The sequence below is a fragment of the Pedobacter psychrodurus genome, from assembly GCF_032678585.1.
GTDB lineage: Bacteria > Bacteroidota > Bacteroidia > Sphingobacteriales > Sphingobacteriaceae > Pedobacter > Pedobacter psychrodurus_A.
In genome coordinates, this window is the sequence record NZ_JAVTSN010000002.1 from 68,374 (window position 1) to 85,663 (window position 17,290).

At 39.1% G+C, this 17,290-nt stretch carries 17 protein-coding genes; 12 read left to right on the forward strand and 5 right to left on the reverse strand.

The annotated features are described in order from the left end of the window. Window positions 1-15: 15 nt before the first annotated feature. The 4 genes from R2S57_RS01675 to R2S57_RS01690 are packed head-to-tail and all read left to right on the forward strand — an operon-like array spanning window position 16 to window position 2,163. Window positions 16-387, forward strand: a complete 372-nt coding sequence (locus R2S57_RS01675; RefSeq protein WP_316843382.1) for a two-component system response regulator — start codon at window positions 16-18, stop codon at window positions 385-387. Window positions 388-390: 3 nt separating this feature from the next. Next, entirely contained in the window at window positions 391-1,209 is an 819-nt protein-coding gene (locus R2S57_RS01680; protein ID WP_410479058.1) for a CheR family methyltransferase, read from the forward strand. Next, window positions 1,194-1,778 carry a chemotaxis protein CheB gene (locus R2S57_RS01685; protein WP_316843384.1) on the forward strand — a complete coding sequence of 195 codons (585 nt, stop codon included), beginning with the start codon at window positions 1,194-1,196 and terminating at the stop codon, window positions 1,776-1,778. The genes R2S57_RS01680 and R2S57_RS01685 overlap by 16 nt, the downstream gene beginning before the upstream one ends. Before the next feature lie 19 nt (window positions 1,779-1,797). Further along, the gene (locus tag R2S57_RS01690; protein WP_113950067.1) at window positions 1,798-2,163 is read left to right on the forward strand and encodes a response regulator; all 366 of its coding nucleotides are present in this window, start codon (window positions 1,798-1,800) and stop codon (window positions 2,161-2,163) included. Window positions 2,164-2,282: 119 nt separating this feature from the next. On the opposite strand, the gene R2S57_RS01695 is transcribed toward R2S57_RS01690, so the two are convergent. From R2S57_RS01695 to R2S57_RS01710, 4 genes are all read right to left on the reverse strand, one after another. Next, complete coding sequence (locus R2S57_RS01695; protein ID WP_316843385.1) at window positions 2,283-3,239, reverse strand: DUF3137 domain-containing protein; 957 nt, start codon at window positions 3,237-3,239, stop codon at window positions 2,283-2,285. After that, entirely contained in the window at window positions 3,239-3,796 is a 558-nt protein-coding gene (locus tag R2S57_RS01700) for a LemA family protein (protein WP_316843386.1), read from the reverse strand. Before R2S57_RS01700 ends, R2S57_RS01695 begins: the two co-directional genes overlap by 1 nt. Window positions 3,797-3,846: 50 nt before the next feature. After that, the gene (locus R2S57_RS01705) at window positions 3,847-5,661 is read right to left on the reverse strand and encodes a hypothetical protein (RefSeq protein WP_316843387.1); all 1,815 of its coding nucleotides are present in this window, start codon (window positions 5,659-5,661) and stop codon (window positions 3,847-3,849) included. 67 nt (window positions 5,662-5,728) lie between these two features. Next, complete coding sequence (locus tag R2S57_RS01710) at window positions 5,729-7,516, reverse strand: hypothetical protein (RefSeq protein WP_316843388.1); 1,788 nt, start codon at window positions 7,514-7,516, stop codon at window positions 5,729-5,731. Window positions 7,517-8,416: 900 nt separating this feature from the next. On the opposite strand from R2S57_RS01710, the gene miaB reads away from it, so the two are divergent. The 8 genes from miaB (at window position 8,417) to R2S57_RS01750 (ending at window position 16,501) form a co-directional block, all read left to right on the forward strand. Continuing rightward, window positions 8,417-9,832 carry a tRNA (N6-isopentenyl adenosine(37)-C2)-methylthiotransferase MiaB gene (gene miaB, locus R2S57_RS01715; protein ID WP_316843389.1) on the forward strand — a complete coding sequence of 472 codons (1,416 nt, stop codon included), beginning with the start codon at window positions 8,417-8,419 and terminating at the stop codon, window positions 9,830-9,832. 70 nt (window positions 9,833-9,902) lie between these two features. After that, window positions 9,903-11,150, forward strand: coding sequence for a sigma 54-interacting transcriptional regulator (locus R2S57_RS01720; protein ID WP_316843390.1), 1,248 nt, complete (start codon window positions 9,903-9,905; stop codon window positions 11,148-11,150). A 36-nt stretch (window positions 11,151-11,186) separates the two neighbouring features. Then, window positions 11,187-11,699, forward strand: a complete 513-nt coding sequence (locus R2S57_RS01725; protein ID WP_316843391.1) for an LptE family protein — start codon at window positions 11,187-11,189, stop codon at window positions 11,697-11,699. A 74-nt stretch (window positions 11,700-11,773) separates the two neighbouring features. Further along, window positions 11,774-12,826, forward strand: a complete 1,053-nt coding sequence (locus tag R2S57_RS01730; RefSeq protein WP_316843392.1) for a hypothetical protein — start codon at window positions 11,774-11,776, stop codon at window positions 12,824-12,826. A gap of 15 nt (window positions 12,827-12,841) precedes the next feature. After that, window positions 12,842-13,204, forward strand: a complete 363-nt coding sequence (gene secG / locus R2S57_RS01735) for a preprotein translocase subunit SecG (protein ID WP_316843393.1) — start codon at window positions 12,842-12,844, stop codon at window positions 13,202-13,204. A gap of 153 nt (window positions 13,205-13,357) precedes the next feature. After that, the gene (locus R2S57_RS01740) at window positions 13,358-14,383 is read left to right on the forward strand and encodes a sensor histidine kinase (protein ID WP_316843394.1); all 1,026 of its coding nucleotides are present in this window, start codon (window positions 13,358-13,360) and stop codon (window positions 14,381-14,383) included. 453 nt (window positions 14,384-14,836) lie between these two features. Next, window positions 14,837-15,478, forward strand: coding sequence for a DUF47 domain-containing protein (locus R2S57_RS01745; RefSeq protein WP_316843395.1), 642 nt, complete (start codon window positions 14,837-14,839; stop codon window positions 15,476-15,478). Between the two features lie 12 nt (window positions 15,479-15,490). Then, the gene (locus R2S57_RS01750; protein ID WP_316843396.1) at window positions 15,491-16,501 is read left to right on the forward strand and encodes an inorganic phosphate transporter; all 1,011 of its coding nucleotides are present in this window, start codon (window positions 15,491-15,493) and stop codon (window positions 16,499-16,501) included. Between the two features lie 152 nt (window positions 16,502-16,653). On the opposite strand, the gene R2S57_RS01755 is transcribed toward R2S57_RS01750, so the two are convergent. Continuing rightward, entirely contained in the window at window positions 16,654-17,268 is a 615-nt protein-coding gene (locus tag R2S57_RS01755; RefSeq protein WP_316843397.1) for an FMN-binding negative transcriptional regulator, read from the reverse strand. Between the last annotated feature and the right edge of the window lie 22 nt (window positions 17,269-17,290).

Here is a 17,290-nt window from a genome sequence, read left to right on the forward strand (position 1 = left end):
CATTTTATTTAAACTATGCCTCAAAAATTAATTCTCATTATTGATGATGATAACCGAAACATTTTTGCCTTAAAAGCTGTTTTAAAGGCCAAAGGTTTTGATTGTGTATCTGCTATAAGTGCTCAGGAAGGTTTTTCTATTATAGAAAAACAGGACAATGTTGCCATTGTATTAATGGATATGATGATGCCCGATATGGATGGTTATCAGGCCATTGCCGCGATGAAAAAATCGGCTAAAATGCAAAATATACCCGTATTGGCCGTAACGGCGCAGGCCATGGTTGGCGATAAAGAGCGCTGCTTAGGCGCAGGCGCATCAGGTTATGTTTCAAAACCGATAAATGTTGACGAGTTATTGGAACAAATAGAAAACTTTACAAAATAGGTGGTGATAAGTGATGCAATAGATAATGATCAGGTGGAAATCCTGCTGAATGATGTTTTGGAAAGCCACGGATACGATTTTCTGGAATACTCGCATGCATCAATAAAAAGGAGGATTACCCGCCTTTATGCATTGGATAATTTTGTAAGTTTTGCCGAATTCCGTTATACGGTTAGAAGCGATAAGCAATATTTCAAGCGCTTTTTGGAAGAGATTACGGTGAATGTGACCGAAATGTTCCGCGATCCTTCATTTTATAAGGCCTTACGGAATGATGTGCTTCCTGTTTTGGGCACTTATCCGTTTATTCGGATCTGGGTGGCTGGCTGTTCTACCGGGGAGGAAGCCTATTCGCTTGCCATTGTTTTAAAAGAGCTTAATTTGCTCAATAAATCGCTTATTTATGCAACAGATATTAATCCTTCTGTTTTAGAAAAGGCAAAAAAAGGCATGTTTCCGCTCAATTATTTAAAGCAGTATTCTGAAAATTATCTGCAATCGGGAGGGATAAAAGAGTTTTCCAGTTATTACACTGCAAATTATTCGCTTGCAAAATTTGATGAGAGTTTGAGCAGCAAAATGATTTTTTCGACACATAATTTAGTTTCTGACCACTCTTTTAATGAATTTCAGCTCATTTTATGTAGAAACGTATTAATCTATTTTGATAAAGATTTACAGCACAAAGTATTTAATCTATTTGATGGCAGCATCGAAAAATTAGGGTATCTTGCTTTAGGAAGTAAAGAAAGTTTGGAGTTTTGGCCCAAAGCTAAAGAATATAAAAGGGTACAAATGGAGAAAATATGGCGCAAACTGTAAGTTCTAACTCCTGTGGTGCATTAATTATCGGTGGCTCGGCCGGTAGTTTGGATGTTTTGCTCGAAATCTTTCCCGCTTTAAGGAACGATATCCGTTTTCCGATTGTGTTGGTGGTTCACCGTAAGGCCAGTAACGAATCGCTCTTAACCGATTTGTTGCAGAGCCGCACCAAACTTCAGGTTAATGAAGCTGAAGAAAAGGAATTTTTAACTCCTGGTAAGGTTTTTATTGCCCCGGCCGATTATCACCTGTTGGTAGAAGAAGACGGAAGCATTTCTTTGGATTATTCGGAAAAAGTGAACTATTCGCGACCATCCATTGATGTTACCTTTCAATCGGCAGCTGAGGTATTTAAAGAAAAATTAGTCTGTATCCTGCTATCGGGATCTAATGCAGATGGCGTTGAAGGATTAAAAATTGTAAACAATTTGGGTGGTAGAGTGGTTATACAGAATCCAAATACGGCGATAATGCCGTATATGCCCCAACAGGCTGTAATAAACGTTAAGCCACATGTGGTGTTGGATAGCCGTGATATGGCTGATTATATAAATAATTTAAATGGGTAATTTGCCTTCGGAGGTTAATATGACAGTTGCAAAAAAAGTATTTGTTTTTGATGATAATAGAGATATTTTAGATCTATGTACATTTATTTTAGAAGATGCGGGCTATGAGATAAAAACATCTGAAAATGCCAATAATATAGAAGAACAAGTAGCAGAATATATGCCCGATTTAATTTTTATGGATAACTGGCTGCCCGATTTAGGAGGGATACAGGCTACAAAAGCATTAAAAAGTCACCCTGATTTAAAGCATATTCCGGTAATTTATTTTTCTGCAAACAATGATATTTCTTCGTTAGCAGATGAAGCTGGTGCTGATAGTTATTTATCAAAACCTTTTGATATTGCGGCCTTGGAAGAAATTGTTAAAAAACATTTGAGCTAGTGGCGCAAGTCTTACGAAGTTTCGATTGCCTTGCGCAGGAGAAACTTCGTAAGTCTGGGCCAGCCCACGCTAAACTCCTGCATTTTTGCCTTCCATTTCACCTCTGTTAAACTTTGGGTTTATGCTTTCCCCCAAATCCTGGTATTCAGATCCAGTTCCTTAACGATATCATACATAAACTTGATGGTGGCAATATCTTCATTCACAGTTTCAGGATTTAACAACGATTTAAAAACAGGAGCCTCGAAATAGTTCCGGTTTAAAGGAAAAGCAATATACATTCGCGATTCGATAAATGATAAACTGATGTTGTATTTGGTTTGATGGTTGAGGTTTAATACCCTTTCCATCATGGCAGGAGTGAGGATGTACCTCGATTCTACCTGATCCGAACCATGCGTTACAAAAGTTTTTTCAAAATCTACGTTTTCCAATTGAATCACATCTTTGCTGCCAAAGGAAAATAGGTTTTTCGAAAACCATGCGCCAAAAGCAGCACCGAAATCTTTGGGTTTAACAATGGTAACACCATTAAATTTCTTGTTAAAATCGGCCGCGAAAAGAATGCCCTTAAAAATATCATGCCATTCGGTTCGGGTGCCGTTTTTAGTTTGCGTAACCGTTTTATATTCGGCATGTACTTCAGCAAAATAAAATCTGGTTTTGCCAGCACAGCCCATAACCAGATCTTCTGTTTTATAACGATCAGGCTCGGTGTTAAAAAGCTGGGTGTACATAAACTCCGTGGCCTCAATTCCCTGGTAGGGCTGGATAGATAAACTTTCATCTAAAAACTTAAGCGCGGCACCAATTACATCATTTTTGTAAGTGTTTTTATAGCTGTTTAATGCATCGCTTATTTTGTAGAATAAAACACCTCCATAGATAATGGGAATTAAACCCGCAATAACACCCGGTATCGGGAGGCCTAAAAAGAAGCCAAGGATGAGGAGTAAAATGCCTGCAGCAATAAAAATATAACCTTTGGTTTGGGTAGCCGCAATTCTTTTGCGCTCTACCTCCATTGTAGCCAAAACTTGCTGTAAGGCTACATTGCTTTCAATATTGAACGACATTAATTATTGAAAAGTTCTTTGGCGCTGATGTTTTTGCGTTCTTCGGCCGCAGTTTCTAAAACGGCGATCGGCTGAAAATTTAGCATTCCGGCAAATAAACTGCCCGGGAACATCATAATCGAATTGTTATAGTCGGTTACCGAAGCATTATAAGTTCTTCTCGCTGCGGCAATCTGTTCTTCACTTTCAGTCCAGGTGCTTTGCAGGTTAATGAAATTGGTATTGGCCTTTAAATCAGGATAATTTTCAATGTTCACCATTAAGCCTTTAACACTGCTACTCAATTGCGCATCTAAATCTGCTTTTTCGGCAGTACTGATGTTTCCTGAAGTGGCCCTTGATCTGAGTTCAACTATTTTGGTCAATGTTCCCTGTTCGTAAGTAGTATACTGTTTTACCACTTCAACCAGGTTTGGAATGAGGTCGAAACGTTTTTTGAGCATCACATCAATAGCAGAAAAAGCATTGGTTACCTGGTTTTTCTTACCGATAAGTGAATTGTAGAAGAAAATTCCGATCAGGAATATAAATCCGATAATAACGAGGGCAATAATCATAATTTTAGTTTAAGGTTTAGAGAATAAAGATAAGAAAAGGTTACAAAATGCTATCGCTTTTCATTCTGTTCCCGCTCTCTTTTTAGGCGGCGCTCTAATCTTTTCTGTTTTCTTAGATTGTGGCTGGCCCGCATAGCCTTAAATTTAGCAATATGTTCGCGTACTTCGTTCTGTTTTTCTTCAGTAATGCCTATGCTATATTTTATACCCGTAAAAAGGCTTTTCCAGATCATGTTGAAGAAAGAGGTATTTGCCGGCCTGCTGTAATTCACATATTCGGGAACTAATTTCCCGTCTGCACCTGGGTTTTCTGATTTGATGATCAGTGCATTCGCTAAAAAAGAAAGAAAACCGCGGGTAACCAGATGATCCTTTTCAGGATCGTTTTTCATCAGCGCCACCGAAAGGTCGTAATAAGAGAAAGCCACTGTTCCCTTTGCACCTAAGTCATTTGCCTTAAAGTCGAACTTCAGTTTATCAATATTGCCGCGGTTAATGCGTACCAGGCCCAAGGGTTTGGTAATCTGGTTTAAAACCCGGGCATTAAAATTATGTAAAACACCATTATAAGAAAAAGCCCCATCTTTAGCTGTTAAGTCGAATTTAAAATTTACATCCAGTTTCCCCTGCCCAAAAAGATAAGTGTTCAGGTTAACCTCCATGGTGGGGTTTATGGCCTTAATTTTTTCGACATTGGTGGCGTTTTTTATAATCCCCGAGGTGTGCTGAAAGCTAATCTGCCCTTTCTGGCTACTTTCACTATTGTAAACGGCATAATTAACGTCAACATCTTTTAGTTGAATTTTCTGCACCAGTATAGGGTCGTCAAGCAACTGTAAAAGCTGATGGGGGAATTTGCCGATCTTACTCTCCCGTGGTTTTTCCGGAAGTCCGTTCTGATTAAAAACTGAAATAAAACCATTAGAAATGGCCATTTCTTTTGCCCATAGCTCTTGCTTGCTGATATAAAGCGGCAAATCGATCCCGTTGAGCATAATATCGCTCATACTGATGTTAAAACGTTCCCTTGCGTAGCCGGCCACTTTTCCAAAGGTCATTTCATCATATAAGGGAACCATAGCAAAACTATTTATCCTCAATTTACCAGTTGTTGCCCTAAAATCGAGCTGATCCAGTTTAACATCATACATTTTATCCGGGGTACGGTAAACGTAATTATTGAGGTTGATCACAATATCCTTAAGCAGATAAAAGCGGGAGGGATCTTCAGCAGAGGTAGAATCAACCAATAGGTCGGTTAAGGTAATATTGAGGTCATCAATGGAAAAAGGAGTAGCGTTGGGTCTGTTTTTATTGATGTATTTAAAACCAACATCTTTAAAACGGATGGTTTTAATGCTAAACTCCTTTAGGTTTTTGGAGATGATATCATAAGGAGATTTAATCGGCCTGGGTGCCCGGCCCTCGTTAAAGGCAAACTGTTGATTCACCATTGTTACCTCAGGTTTATCAAATATAATTTCTTCCAACTGAAGCTTTTGTTCCCTGTACAGGGTTAGCGGATGGAAGCGCTTTACGACCAGTTTTTTTAAGGAAACGGTATACAGGTTATTGGGAGCCCTTTTTAATGCAATAAGCTGTTTAAACCGATTGGTATCGGGCGTGATTTTTACATTTTGTAAAGTGGCATTTCCGGTAATGATATTTGTAGAAACCTTGGTAAAGCTGATGGTATAAAGGCTATCGGTCGATTTATAGAGCAGCGTTTTTATTCTATCGGTTAATATAGGGCGCGATTTTACATTTAAAAACCAAGCGACACCTGCAAGTACGATAAAAACGCCAAGCAAGGTGCCGGCAATCCATTTCAAAACTTTATAACGGTATCTTTTTGTATCAGGCATTAAAAAAAAGGAGCTGTGGTTTTATCAGCAATATACGCTTATAAACATATATTTTAGAAATGTAAGATCAGTTTTTTTCCCTTCTTGCTTTCCTTGCCGCTTTACGATCGGCCCGCTTTTGTTCCCTTATTTTTTTTGCAATTACTTTTTGCTGTTTTACAGGGTTTTTTTCGGGTACAACGCCCACGCCCACAATATCTTTGATGCCAACAAAAACGGTTTTCCACATCAGGTTAAAAAAGGATGCTGAATTAATCCTGGTGTTGGCCATGTTTGCTGTCCTTGGGGCTTCGCCTTTTTGTGGATTTTCATTTTTCACCAAAATGGCATTGGCCAGAAACGATAAAAATCCCTTTTCCTTAGTGCCCTCGCCATCAATATTATCGGATAGCAACTTTACCTTTAAATTGCTGTATAGCATATTCATAGAACCTGCCGCAGACCTTAAATTTCCATTTGCCTTAAAATCGAGATGTTGTATGTCGCCGCTTTCTATTTCTACTAAACCCAATGATTTGGATAGAGAATTTAGGTTTTTCATGTCAAATCTGCCTAGATTTCCACTGTAAGTAAAAGCGCCATTGTTATCGGTAAGATTGAAATCAATTTTTACATTTAATTTTCCTGTACCCATTAAAAGCGTGTTTAAATCGGCTAGTGCATGATTCTTTTTGCTCAATTGTAAGCTATCATTGGTTACATTTAAGATATTTCCTGTTAATGCCTTGAAGTTTACCGAGCCAGTTTTTTTACTGGCAGGATTAAATTCCGAATATTTCACATTCACATTTCTCAGTTTCACAGTATCAATTAGCGTAGGCATGTTCAATCTCTTCAAGGCGATATGCGGATAATTTTGACCTTTATCCAGGCCCGGAGGTGGTGGCGATTCGCGGCTCATGAAAACTTCAACATTTGCCGGACCGATCCTTAACGATTTTGCATGCAACTTCTGATCGGTATTTAAGCCAATAAAATCGACACCATTAAATTCTATTTTATCAAATGTCAGGTTATAACGGTCTTTCTGGATTTTGTATTTCCGGGCAAAAGTGAGTTCATCGTATAATGGCGTAAGTTTAAAACCCTTAACCGTTATTTTTTTTGATGCCGTAGAACCCTTAATGGTATCCACTTTCATGGAGTACATTTTATCTTTGGTTGCGGATTTGTATCCTGCTAGCTGAAAGGATACATCTTTGGTATAATAAAACCTCGTGGTATCATTTCCGGAAAGCGAGTCCAATAAAAAATCGTTAACCGTGATATCAAGGTGTTTGATAGCGTTTTTTGTGTTTTTAGCAGCTGTTTTGTTGATGTAATCAAAATCTGCATCCACAATTTTGATGCTTTTGACATGTACAGATTTAAACGTTTTTGAAATCTGCTCATAAAGCGATTTTTCGTCTTTTATTGTATCTGGCTTCTTGGTCACCTTATTAAAAACCATATTGATGGATGGTTTCTGCAAAAGAATTTCACTTACGTCCACCCTTTTTTTAAAATAAGCGGTTAATATCCCTACTCGGGTAATTTGGAGCTTCTTTAACTTAATTTCAAAAGTATGCGCTGGTGCCAGTTGTTTTTTCTTTAAGCTATCAAAAACGGCTGTGTCGGGTGTTAGGGTAACATCGCGCAGCGCTAAACTGCCAGTGATTACATTTAAATTGATGCTCTTAAAATCGATCCGATATAAATGATGGGAGCCGTTATACACACCAGCCTTAATTTTTTCGGTCAGGATCGGTTTCCATCTGGCACTTAAAAACATAGCACCAAAGGCTATAATTAATACCAGGATACCGAATATGCTTCCTATCCAGGTCCAGATTTTATTTTTATGCTGAGCTATCATTTTTATGGCTTATTGATAGGTAACAGATGGGAGAGCTAAAGGTTTTTTTGAAGCGGAAAGACTAAAGCGGAAATTGTTATTGCTTTTTGAAGCGTAGGGACAGTGGAAGTGCCTGAGGGTGTTCCCTTGCTTCGCTTTTACGCTTTGGCCCATCGTTTCTCGTTGCCGCAAGGTAATACTCAATTTCATTGTGTTTAGCATTTTTAACCACAGATATACACGGATAAACACGGATTTATATATCTGTGTGCATCCTTTCGTTCTGTGGTTAATTGATGTTCACCTGTACCTTAGGAATTACCTTTAAAAACATTAGGGTACCGCTTCGCCAAGGGCTAGGTGGGTTAGGCCGGTGGCACGGAAACCGTCATAGTAGCAAAGACTGCTGTAATATAAACCCGACCGAAGTGGGATGCCGATTTAAGCATCTGTTTTTATTTACTTATCGTATGCTTGCTTCTTTCACAGGTTTTCAATCGGCAGAAACGGGGGCTGCATTCCTCCACCGGCATGAAACCACACATTTTCAAAAGGAAATAGACCAACTTAAAAAATGAATGATTTTAACGGAGGGAAAGGTTTTTGGAGCGCAAAGGCAGTATAGGAAACATCATTTGTTCCTTTGCTTCGCTTGTACGCTTTGGCCATCGTTCCTCCTGGCCTGCAGGGTACCGCTTCGCCAAGGGCTGGGTGGGTTAGGCCGATAGCATGGAAACCCCTCATAGCAGCAAAGACAATTGTAATCTAAAACATTCAAAAAAAATAATAAGATTGCTTCGTCGTTCCTTCCGGCAATAACGTGAGGATCATAATCCCAGAGTAAACATTTAAACAAAATATGTCAATTTGTCACTTTTAATTTTATTTGTGTATTTTTGCAATCCCCAATTTTTTTAAATAATGATTGATTTACAAATACCAGATAAGACACACGATGAGGCCAGGCAAGGTGAAGCTTTAATTTTAGATGCACCGGTAAAAGCCGATGCCCGTAAATTATACATCGAAAGTTATGGCTGTGCAATGAATTTCGCCGATAGTGAAATTGTTGCCTCTATTTTATCCGAAACTGGATTTGAAACCACAGGGGATTATCACCAGGCAGATGTGATCTTCATCAATACCTGCTCTATCCGCGAAAACGCAGAAACCAGGGTAAGAAACCGCCTGTCGCAGTTTGGTGTAGAAAAACGCCGTAACCCGAAATTAATTGTGGGTGTTTTGGGCTGCATGGCAGAGCGTTTAAAATCTAAATTTTTAGAAGAAGAACGTTTGGTTGATGTAGTTGTGGGACCAGATGCTTATCGCGACCTGCCGAATTTAATCGAACAGGTAGAAAGTGGACATAAAGCCGTTAACGTTTTATTGTCGCGTGAAGAAACTTATGCTGATATCAGTCCGGTTCGTCTAAACAGCAACGGAATTACCGCATTTATTTCCATCACCCGTGGTTGTAATAACATGTGTTCTTTCTGTGTAGTTCCTTTTACCCGTGGTCGCGAACGCAGCCGTGATGCACATTCTATTATTGAAGAGGCAAAAGGTTTGTTTGAAGCAGGATACCGCGAGGTGACGCTTTTAGGCCAAAACGTAGATTCATATACCTGGACCTCAGAAGACGGAACCGAAACTGTAAATTTTGCACAGCTTTTGGAACAAACGGCCCTCGTTAATCCTGATTTAAGGGTTCGCTTTTCTACTTCGCATCCTAAAGATATTACCGATGAAGTTTTACATACCATCGCTAAATACGATAACATTTGTAATTATATCCATTTACCTGTTCAATCAGGAAATACCAGGATATTGGAGTTAATGAACAGAACATACACCCGCGAATGGTATATTAACCGCATTGATGCCATCCGCAACATTATTCCCGGTTGTGCAATTTCTACCGATATTATTGCGGGATTCTGCACCGAAACCGAAGAAGAACACCAGGAAACTTTGAGCATAATGGATTATGTGGAATATGATTTTGCATATAATTTCACCTATTCTGAAAGACCAGGCACTTCAGCCGCTCGTAAATTAGCGGATGATATTCCTGAAGAGGTGAAAAAACGCCGTTTGGCTGAAATTTTAGCAAAACAGCAGGCACATTCACTGATGCGTTTACAAGAATGGGTAGGTAAAACCGTTCGTGTTTTAATTGAAGGCACTTCTAAAAAATCTGATCTTGATTATTGTGGAAGAGGAGATAGCGGCGCAATGGCCATTTTCCCTGCAATTGAAGGCGTTAAACCTGGTGAATATGCAAATGTGTATATCGAAAGATGTACGTCTGCTACATTGATCGGTAAAATAGTTTAAAAAATGTGGCGGGTAGAAGGTAGGAGGCGTAAGGTCGAGTATCTCAAATCTCAATACTCAAATCTAAAGAATGGATACACAAAATATTAAACAACGGTTCGGTATTATTGGCAACTCGCCCTTACTTAACCGCGCCATCGATATAGCAAGCCAGGTAGCACCAACCGATATGTCGGTACTGATAACCGGTGAAAGTGGTAGTGGTAAAGAGGTTTTCTCGCAGATTATCCATCAGATGAGTGCCCGTAAACACGGTGCTTTTATTGCTGTTAACTGCGGTGCCATTCCAGAGGGAACAATTGATTCGGAGCTGTTTGGGCACGAAAAAGGGTCTTTTACAGGTGCACACGAAGCACGTAAAGGTTATTTTGAAGTAGCCAATGGCGGAACAATTTTCTTAGATGAAGTTGCCGAGCTACCTTTAGGTACACAGGCCCGTTTATTGCGGATTTTAGAGAGCGGAGAATATTTGCGCGTCGGTTCATCTAAAGTTCAGAAAACAGATGTCCGCATTATTGCAGCAACCAATGTTGATGTATATAACCGCGTAAAAAACGGGAAATTCCGCGAGGATTTATATTATAGGTTAAACACGGTTCCTTTGCGTATCCCGGCACTACATGAGCGTAAAGAAGATATTTACTTGTTATTTCGGAAATTCTCTGCCGATTTTAGCGATAAATACCGCAGTCCGGCCTTACATTTAGAGCCAGACGCGATTCAGATTTTAACCAATTACAGCTGGCCAGGTAATGTTCGTCAGTTGAAGAATATTGCCGAGCAGATCTGTGTTTTAGAAAAAGAACGTAACGTTACCGGACAGGCGATTTTAACTTACATCCCGAATGAAGCCGGCAGTAACCTGCCAATGGCAATTAATTCCCAATCAAAAGAAGATTTTACAGAACGTGATATTTTGTATAAAGTTCTTTTCGATATGAAAAAGGATATGGTTGAACTTAAAAAACTCGTTGCCGAAATTATTCAGCATGGCGGTAATACCGCAACTGTTTTGGCTGATAACCCGCAATATATCAATCAATTATATAGAGACGTAGAATTACCTGCAGGTCAGGAGCACGCTTTTACGATTCAACAGCCTACGCCAAACAACAATAACGGGAGCAACAATAATAACGCTGATTATTTTGCACACGAAGCCGAAGAGGTAGAAGAATCCTTATCACTGGTTGATAAGGAATCGGATCTGATTAAAAAAGCCTTAAAAAAACACAAGGGCAAGCGTAAATTTGCTGCCCAGGAATTGGGGATCTCTGAAAGAACACTGTACAGAAAGATTAAGGAGTTAAATTTATAATTTAAATTACGATTGCTTTAAGCATCAATAATAGCTATGAAAATTAAAATATTTGCCTTAATCCTTGTTGCTACGGTATTAAATGCCTGCTCATATAAATTTAGCGGGGCATCTACAACGGGTTTAAAAACGGTTGTTATCCGGTTGTTCGAAAACAACGCACCGCTTGTAGTGCCGACCTTAAGTAACCAGATCACAGAATCGTTAAAAACCCGTATCCGTAACCAAACGAAGTTGATTATTTCTACAACAGGCGAGGGCGATGCATCATTTGAGGGCAGAATAACGGGTTATGATATTAAACCCGTTGCACTTCAGAACAGTGCTACACCTACTTCAGGAGCAAACAGGTTAACAATTACCGTTTCTGTAAAATACAAGAATAACCTCAAAGAGCACGAAAAGGAAAGTTTTGAAGAGAGTTTTACGAAATTTTTCGATTTCCCGATCAGTGGAGCACCTATCCAAACGTTATTGCCTGGTGCTATTGAGAATATTAACAAGCAATTATCAGAAGATATTTTTAACCGTGCCTTTGCGCAATGGTAAATAAAGCAGGATTCTAAAGGATAAAATTTTAAAAACCCGTCTACATTTTTTTAACTTAGCGGCAAACCTCGATAATGGATAACAAAAAGCTACTGGCAGATTTACTTGCGCAACCTGGAAAGGTTGGACCAGAGCACGTATCCTTATTGCAGGAAATGGTACAGCAATTTCCCTATTCGCAGCCCATACATTTGCTTTTGGCTAAGGCCAATGCATCATCAATTCCGAAGGCTGCGCTTTACAGCCAGGGCCATGTTTTGTTTCATGTACTGAATATGATTTCGGTTAAAGAAACTGCGGAAGAAGTGGAGATTAATGCCATCGCCACTGAAGATATAGATGACGAACAAGTGGTTTTTGAGGAAATAATTGAGTTTAAAGAAGAAATTCCGTCACCTATAAGTCAACCCTTATCGGTAGAAACGCCGAATAACCTGCCAGGTATTGATAGCCATTTAATGGATCTGCCTGCCGTAGACGATTCCTTTATCGAAAGTGTGGCCGCTGTTGATTTTTTTGCGTTTGAGCAGAAATTAAGCACAGATGTTGTTATAAATGCACCGGAAATAGAAACGGTAGTGCCTGATGAACCGGAAAGAAATTTTGTTTCTCAATATAACGATGATAAACTTCCTTATACGTTTTTATGGTGGCTGGCCAAAACACGTAAAGAGCACGAACAGATTTTTCAGCCTTACGCACATCCTGGCGCAGGCAAGTTAAAGCCGCAACAACAAAATAATCAGCAGCAGGAGCGTGCTGAATTTCAGCAACAGTATGTTGAGCACATTTTTCACATTCAAACACCATTCGAAGTAGCAGATCATCTGGCTGAATATCCTGCCGGAGAAATTAAAGATGCTAAAGGTGCGGAGATTATTGATAAGTTTTTAAAAGAAGACCCCACAATCAAACCGCCCAAGCCTGAACAGATCGATAATGAAAACAAGGCAAAGAAGAGCGCAGAAGACAATTACGACCTTGTTTCGGAAACATTGGCAAAAATTTATATCGAGCAGATGCTTTATCACAAAGCCATAGATACTTATAAAAAATTAAGTTTGAAATATCCGGAAAAAAGCCGTTACTTTGCCGACCTTATCCAATCTATAGAAAAGAAATTTTAAAATATAAATATTAGCATGGTAACCTTTTTAATCATTTTATTAATTATTGTTTGCGTAGCCTTAGGCTTGTTTGTTTTAATACAAAACCCTAAAGGCGGTGGTTTAGCTACAGGTGGCGGCACCAGTAATATGTTTGGTGTACAACGCACCGGCGACGTTTTGGAAAAAGGATCGTGGGTATTATTAGCTGCTATTGTTGTTTTAACATTATCAATTACTACAATTGCTAAAACTGGCGGTGGCACTGCTGCTGTTGGAAACTCGGCTATTCAGGAACGTTTGGATAAAACTCCATCACCATCTCCACTGGGAGGCGGTTTAAACAGTGCTAAGCCTGCAGCTACTGCTCCAGCTAAATCTGATACGACTAAGAAATAACCAATTATAATTGGTACTTTAAAAAGCTTTCCTCAAAAAGGAAGGCTTTTTTTATTTTTATGGTGTTTAGAATTCGCTGTTCTGGTGTTCAAAGCAAATCACCTATCTCGAAGATGTTAATATACATTTAACATAAAAGCTTTAAATTGCAGCATGAAATTGAGTGTGCTGGTTTTATTTACTGCTCTTGCCGTTGGAGTTTCCATCGGGATGGTTAATTTTTATTTTCAGCATAGCTGGTATTATCTGGCTATTTCTTTTGGTGTGTCGTTTCTGTGCAGTTTTTTGGTTTTTTATTACCTGCTCGAAAAATACATCTACACTAAAATTAAACTCATTTATAAGTTGATCCACAACCTTAAACTGGGTAAGGATTTAAAAGATGCCCTAGGCGAATATGTAAGCTCTGATCCGATCAACGATGTGGAGCAAGAAGTGAAGGAATGGGCCGGTGCAAAGAAAAAAGAGATCGACCTGTTAAAAAAACAGGAGCAATTTAGAAGAGAGTTCCTTTCTAATGTGTCTCATGAATTTAAAACCCCTCTTTTTGCTATTCAGGGATACATCGAAACTTTACAAGATTGTTTGGTAGATGATCCGGATCAAGCCGTTTTATTTTTAAAGAAGGCGGAAAACAATGTAGAGCGTTTGAGTTATTTAATTAATGATTTAGATGCTATTTCTAAGCTCGAAACGGGCGAATCGCCTATAAATTATCAGAAATTTGATTTTGTGCAACTGGCCAAAGAGGTGATGGAAAACCTAGAAGACCGTGCACAGGCCAAACATATTAAACTTTTCTTTAAGGATAAATATACCGCTATCACATACGTTTTAGCCGATCGGGAAAAAGTGCGCCAGGTATTGATCAACTTAATGGTAAACAGTATTAAGTACGGAATTGATGGTGGCGAAACTGCCATTAAGATTTTTGAACTGCATGATCAGGTTTTAATTGAGGTTACCGATAATGGTATCGGCATCGAAGAAAAACACTTGTTACGTTTGTTTGAGCGTTTCTACCGCATCGATACACACCGGGCGAGAGAAGTGGGCGGTACGGGTTTAGGCCTGGCTATCGTGAAGCACATCTTAGAAGCCCACCAGCAAACCATTTCGGTTAGAAGTACACCAGGTATTGGAACCACCTTTGCTTTTACCTTGCAAAAAGGAGGTTAATTTTTTTTTGCCACTGCGTGCAAAGAGAATGACACAAATTAATTGTTCCATTTCGTTTCTCCATAAATCATTCGTCTATTTTTGCCACGGAATCACGGAGTACACGAAAATAAATAGATTATTTTTTCTCCGATTCCGAGGTTGCTGGCTCGCCAACCGCCCTATGAGATCAATTTTTTATTAAAGGACAGTTTTCTTAATGCTGATCCACCACAATCAAAAGGCTGAAAAATGTTGGTCAGGGTGGCCTCATCTCTGATAAAATGTGCAATTATCTTTCAAAGCGCCAGTTCTTTAATTTTTGCAGGGCCTATTCAATTCATTATCAAATACCTAAAAAATGATCAAATGAACCAATCATGACGAAATACTACCCTATCTCGTTAATATAATTAATAAATTAACATTAACTTAACATTGGGCTTGTAGCTTTGCAACATATTAAAAATTAACATGAACAATATTTTTAAGTTCTTTACACCTCAAGACAAAAAGTTTCACCCACTTTTCGAACAAGCAGGGAGCAATGCATTAAAGATTGCAGAAACCCTTTTAGAAATGGTTAGCACGGGTGATGCGGAAAGAAGAAAAACAATTTTTAAAGAAATTGAACGCTTAGAGCACGTAGGTGATGATATTACCCATTCGATTTTTCTTGAGTTAAGCAGGAACTTTATCACTCCATTTGATAGAGAAGACATTCACCAACTGGCTACAGCTGTTGATGATGTTGCCGATTATATCTATGGTACTGCAAACCGTATGCAGATGTACAACATGAATACCATTAACGAACCGATTGTTAAAATCGCTGAACTTTTGGTCGAAATGTGTACCGATATTGATAAAGCAATTAAAGAACTAAGAAGCTTTAAAAACATCCGTGTGATTGCTGACGCTTGTATCCGTATCAATAGCGGCGAAAACCAGGCTGATTATGTATTTACATTAGCGGTTGCCCGTTTATTCGAATACGAAACCAATGCGATTGAATTAATTAAACAAAAAGAGGTTTTACAAACGATAGAAAAAGCGACAGATAAATGTGAGGATGTGGCGAATGTGCTTGAAACTATCTTGGTTAAAAACGCTTAATAATACACAAACATGGTAACTACCTTATTGGTTGTTGTTGTAATTCTGGCTATTGCTTTCGATTACATTAACGGCTTTCACGACGCCGCTAACTCGATTGCAACAGTTGTTTCTACAAAAGTGCTTACGCCTTTTCAGGCGGTTTTATGGGCTGCGGTTTTTAATTTCGCTGCCTATTTCTATTTTACCGATCATAAGGTGGCCAACACGGTAGCTAAAACCGTTATTGAACATTACATCACACTAGAAGTAATCCTTGCAGGATTAATAGCTGCAATTATCTGGAACCTTTTAACCTGGTGGTACGGTATACCTTCAAGTTCTTCTCACACCTTAATCGGCGGTTTCGCTGGCGCAGGTATGACATACGCTTTAATTACAGGTGCTAGTCCGCTGGATGCCGTAAATATGGGTTACGTAATCAAAATTATTTCCTTTATTGTGCTGGCTCCGATAATCGGTTTGGTTATTTCTGTTGTGTTAACCTTAATCATTATCAATATCTGTCGGAATGCCAAGCCCGCCACAGCAGAGAAATGGTTTAAACGTTTGCAGTTAATTTCATCTGCGGCATTAAGTTTCTTTCACGGTGGTAACGATGCTCAAAAAGTAATGGGTATCATTGCAACGGCATTAATCGCAGCTAAGGTTATTCCAAATTTCGAGGCAATGCCTTGGTGGGTTCCTGTAGCCTGTTATTCTGCAATATCTCTAGGCACCATGAGCGGCGGTTGGAAAATTGTAAAAACAATGGGTTCTAAAATCACTAAGGTGACGGCACTTGAAGGTGTTGCTGCAGAGGGTGCAGGTGCAATTACCTTAGGAATTACAGAACATTTCGGTATTCCGGTTTCAACTACACACACCATTACAGGATCAATTGTAGGGGTAGGAGTTGTAAAAAGTGTATCCGCTGTACGTTGGGGGGTAACCATCAACCTGATTTGGGCATGGATTTTAACCATCCCGGTATCGGCAACTTTGGCCGCCATAATCTATGCAGCAATTTATTACTTGAAGTAAAAACAAAGTCCTTTAGTATATCGAAAAGACCAAAGTTTAATTGCTTTGGTCTTTTTTTTAGGTGTTTTTTTACCACAGAGGGCATCAAGAATTATACAGAGTGACACCGAGCAGATGTTTATCCATTCCGTGGTTCAAAATGGGTAAATCTCCTAAGAGTGCTTTTTCATCTCTTTAGCTACTTCCTGATCCAATGCATGATTACTTTGCTCCAGGTTTGCCATAATACTTTCCTTGTTTTTGGTCGAATGGTTCTGGCTCATTTTGAAAACATGATCGATATGGCTCACGGTAACTTCAAATCCCGTAATCGCCTTTAAATGTTTCTGAATGTATGCTTCATCCATTTTATTAAAGGCCGCAGGGCTGGTTTTGGGATCTTCATATTTGTCGGTTAATTCTTTTATCAACTGATAGGTTTCTTCTGAGGTCATCAGTCTAATGATACCCTTGGCCTGAACGGTCTTGTAGTTCCAAGTAGAGGCTACCGCTGGGCTTTCGTATACTGAAGCACTGATATAGGCGTGAGCACCCGTAAAAATGGCCATAACGCGAGGGTTTTGCTCGAAAGCTTTATAATGATCAGTTTTGGTCATGATGTGGCCAATAAGTTTTACCGATCCGTCTTCAACTAAAGTTTTAACGGGCACTTGTGTAGCTACAGGGAATTCGCCATCGAAACCGATTAGGGTTACAAAAGTATTTTGGTGCATAAACTCAAGAATTTCATCCTGATTGTCAGCGGTAAAGTGTGGTAATTTGTACATAAAAGTTTGATTTTTTTACCCC

Coding starts and splice junctions, on each gene's coding strand:
- R2S57_RS01675 (WP_316843382.1), top strand. CDS start 16: ATGCCTCAAAAATTAATTCTCATTATTGATGATGATAACCGAAACATT.
- R2S57_RS01685 (WP_316843384.1), top strand. CDS start 1,194: ATGGCGCAAACTGTAAGTTCTAACTCCTGTGGTGCATTAATTATCGGT.
- R2S57_RS01690 (WP_113950067.1), top strand. CDS start 1,798: ATGACAGTTGCAAAAAAAGTATTTGTTTTTGATGATAATAGAGATATT.
- R2S57_RS01695 (WP_316843385.1), bottom strand. CDS start 3,239: ATGTCGTTCAATATTGAAAGCAATGTAGCCTTACAGCAAGTTTTGGCT.
- R2S57_RS01700 (WP_316843386.1), bottom strand. CDS start 3,796: ATGATTATTGCCCTCGTTATTATCGGATTTATATTCCTGATCGGAATT.
- R2S57_RS01705 (WP_316843387.1), bottom strand. CDS start 5,661: ATGCCTGATACAAAAAGATACCGTTATAAAGTTTTGAAATGGATTGCC.
- R2S57_RS01710 (WP_316843388.1), bottom strand. CDS start 7,516: ATGATAGCTCAGCATAAAAATAAAATCTGGACCTGGATAGGAAGCATA.
- miaB (WP_316843389.1), top strand. CDS start 8,417: ATGATTGATTTACAAATACCAGATAAGACACACGATGAGGCCAGGCAA.
- R2S57_RS01720 (WP_316843390.1), top strand. CDS start 9,903: ATGGATACACAAAATATTAAACAACGGTTCGGTATTATTGGCAACTCG.
- R2S57_RS01725 (WP_316843391.1), top strand. CDS start 11,187: ATGAAAATTAAAATATTTGCCTTAATCCTTGTTGCTACGGTATTAAAT.
- R2S57_RS01730 (WP_316843392.1), top strand. CDS start 11,774: ATGGATAACAAAAAGCTACTGGCAGATTTACTTGCGCAACCTGGAAAG.
- secG (WP_316843393.1), top strand. CDS start 12,842: ATGGTAACCTTTTTAATCATTTTATTAATTATTGTTTGCGTAGCCTTA.
- R2S57_RS01740 (WP_316843394.1), top strand. CDS start 13,358: ATGAAATTGAGTGTGCTGGTTTTATTTACTGCTCTTGCCGTTGGAGTT.
- R2S57_RS01745 (WP_316843395.1), top strand. CDS start 14,837: ATGAACAATATTTTTAAGTTCTTTACACCTCAAGACAAAAAGTTTCAC.
- R2S57_RS01750 (WP_316843396.1), top strand. CDS start 15,491: ATGGTAACTACCTTATTGGTTGTTGTTGTAATTCTGGCTATTGCTTTC.
- R2S57_RS01755 (WP_316843397.1), bottom strand. CDS start 17,268: ATGTACAAATTACCACACTTTACCGCTGACAATCAGGATGAAATTCTT.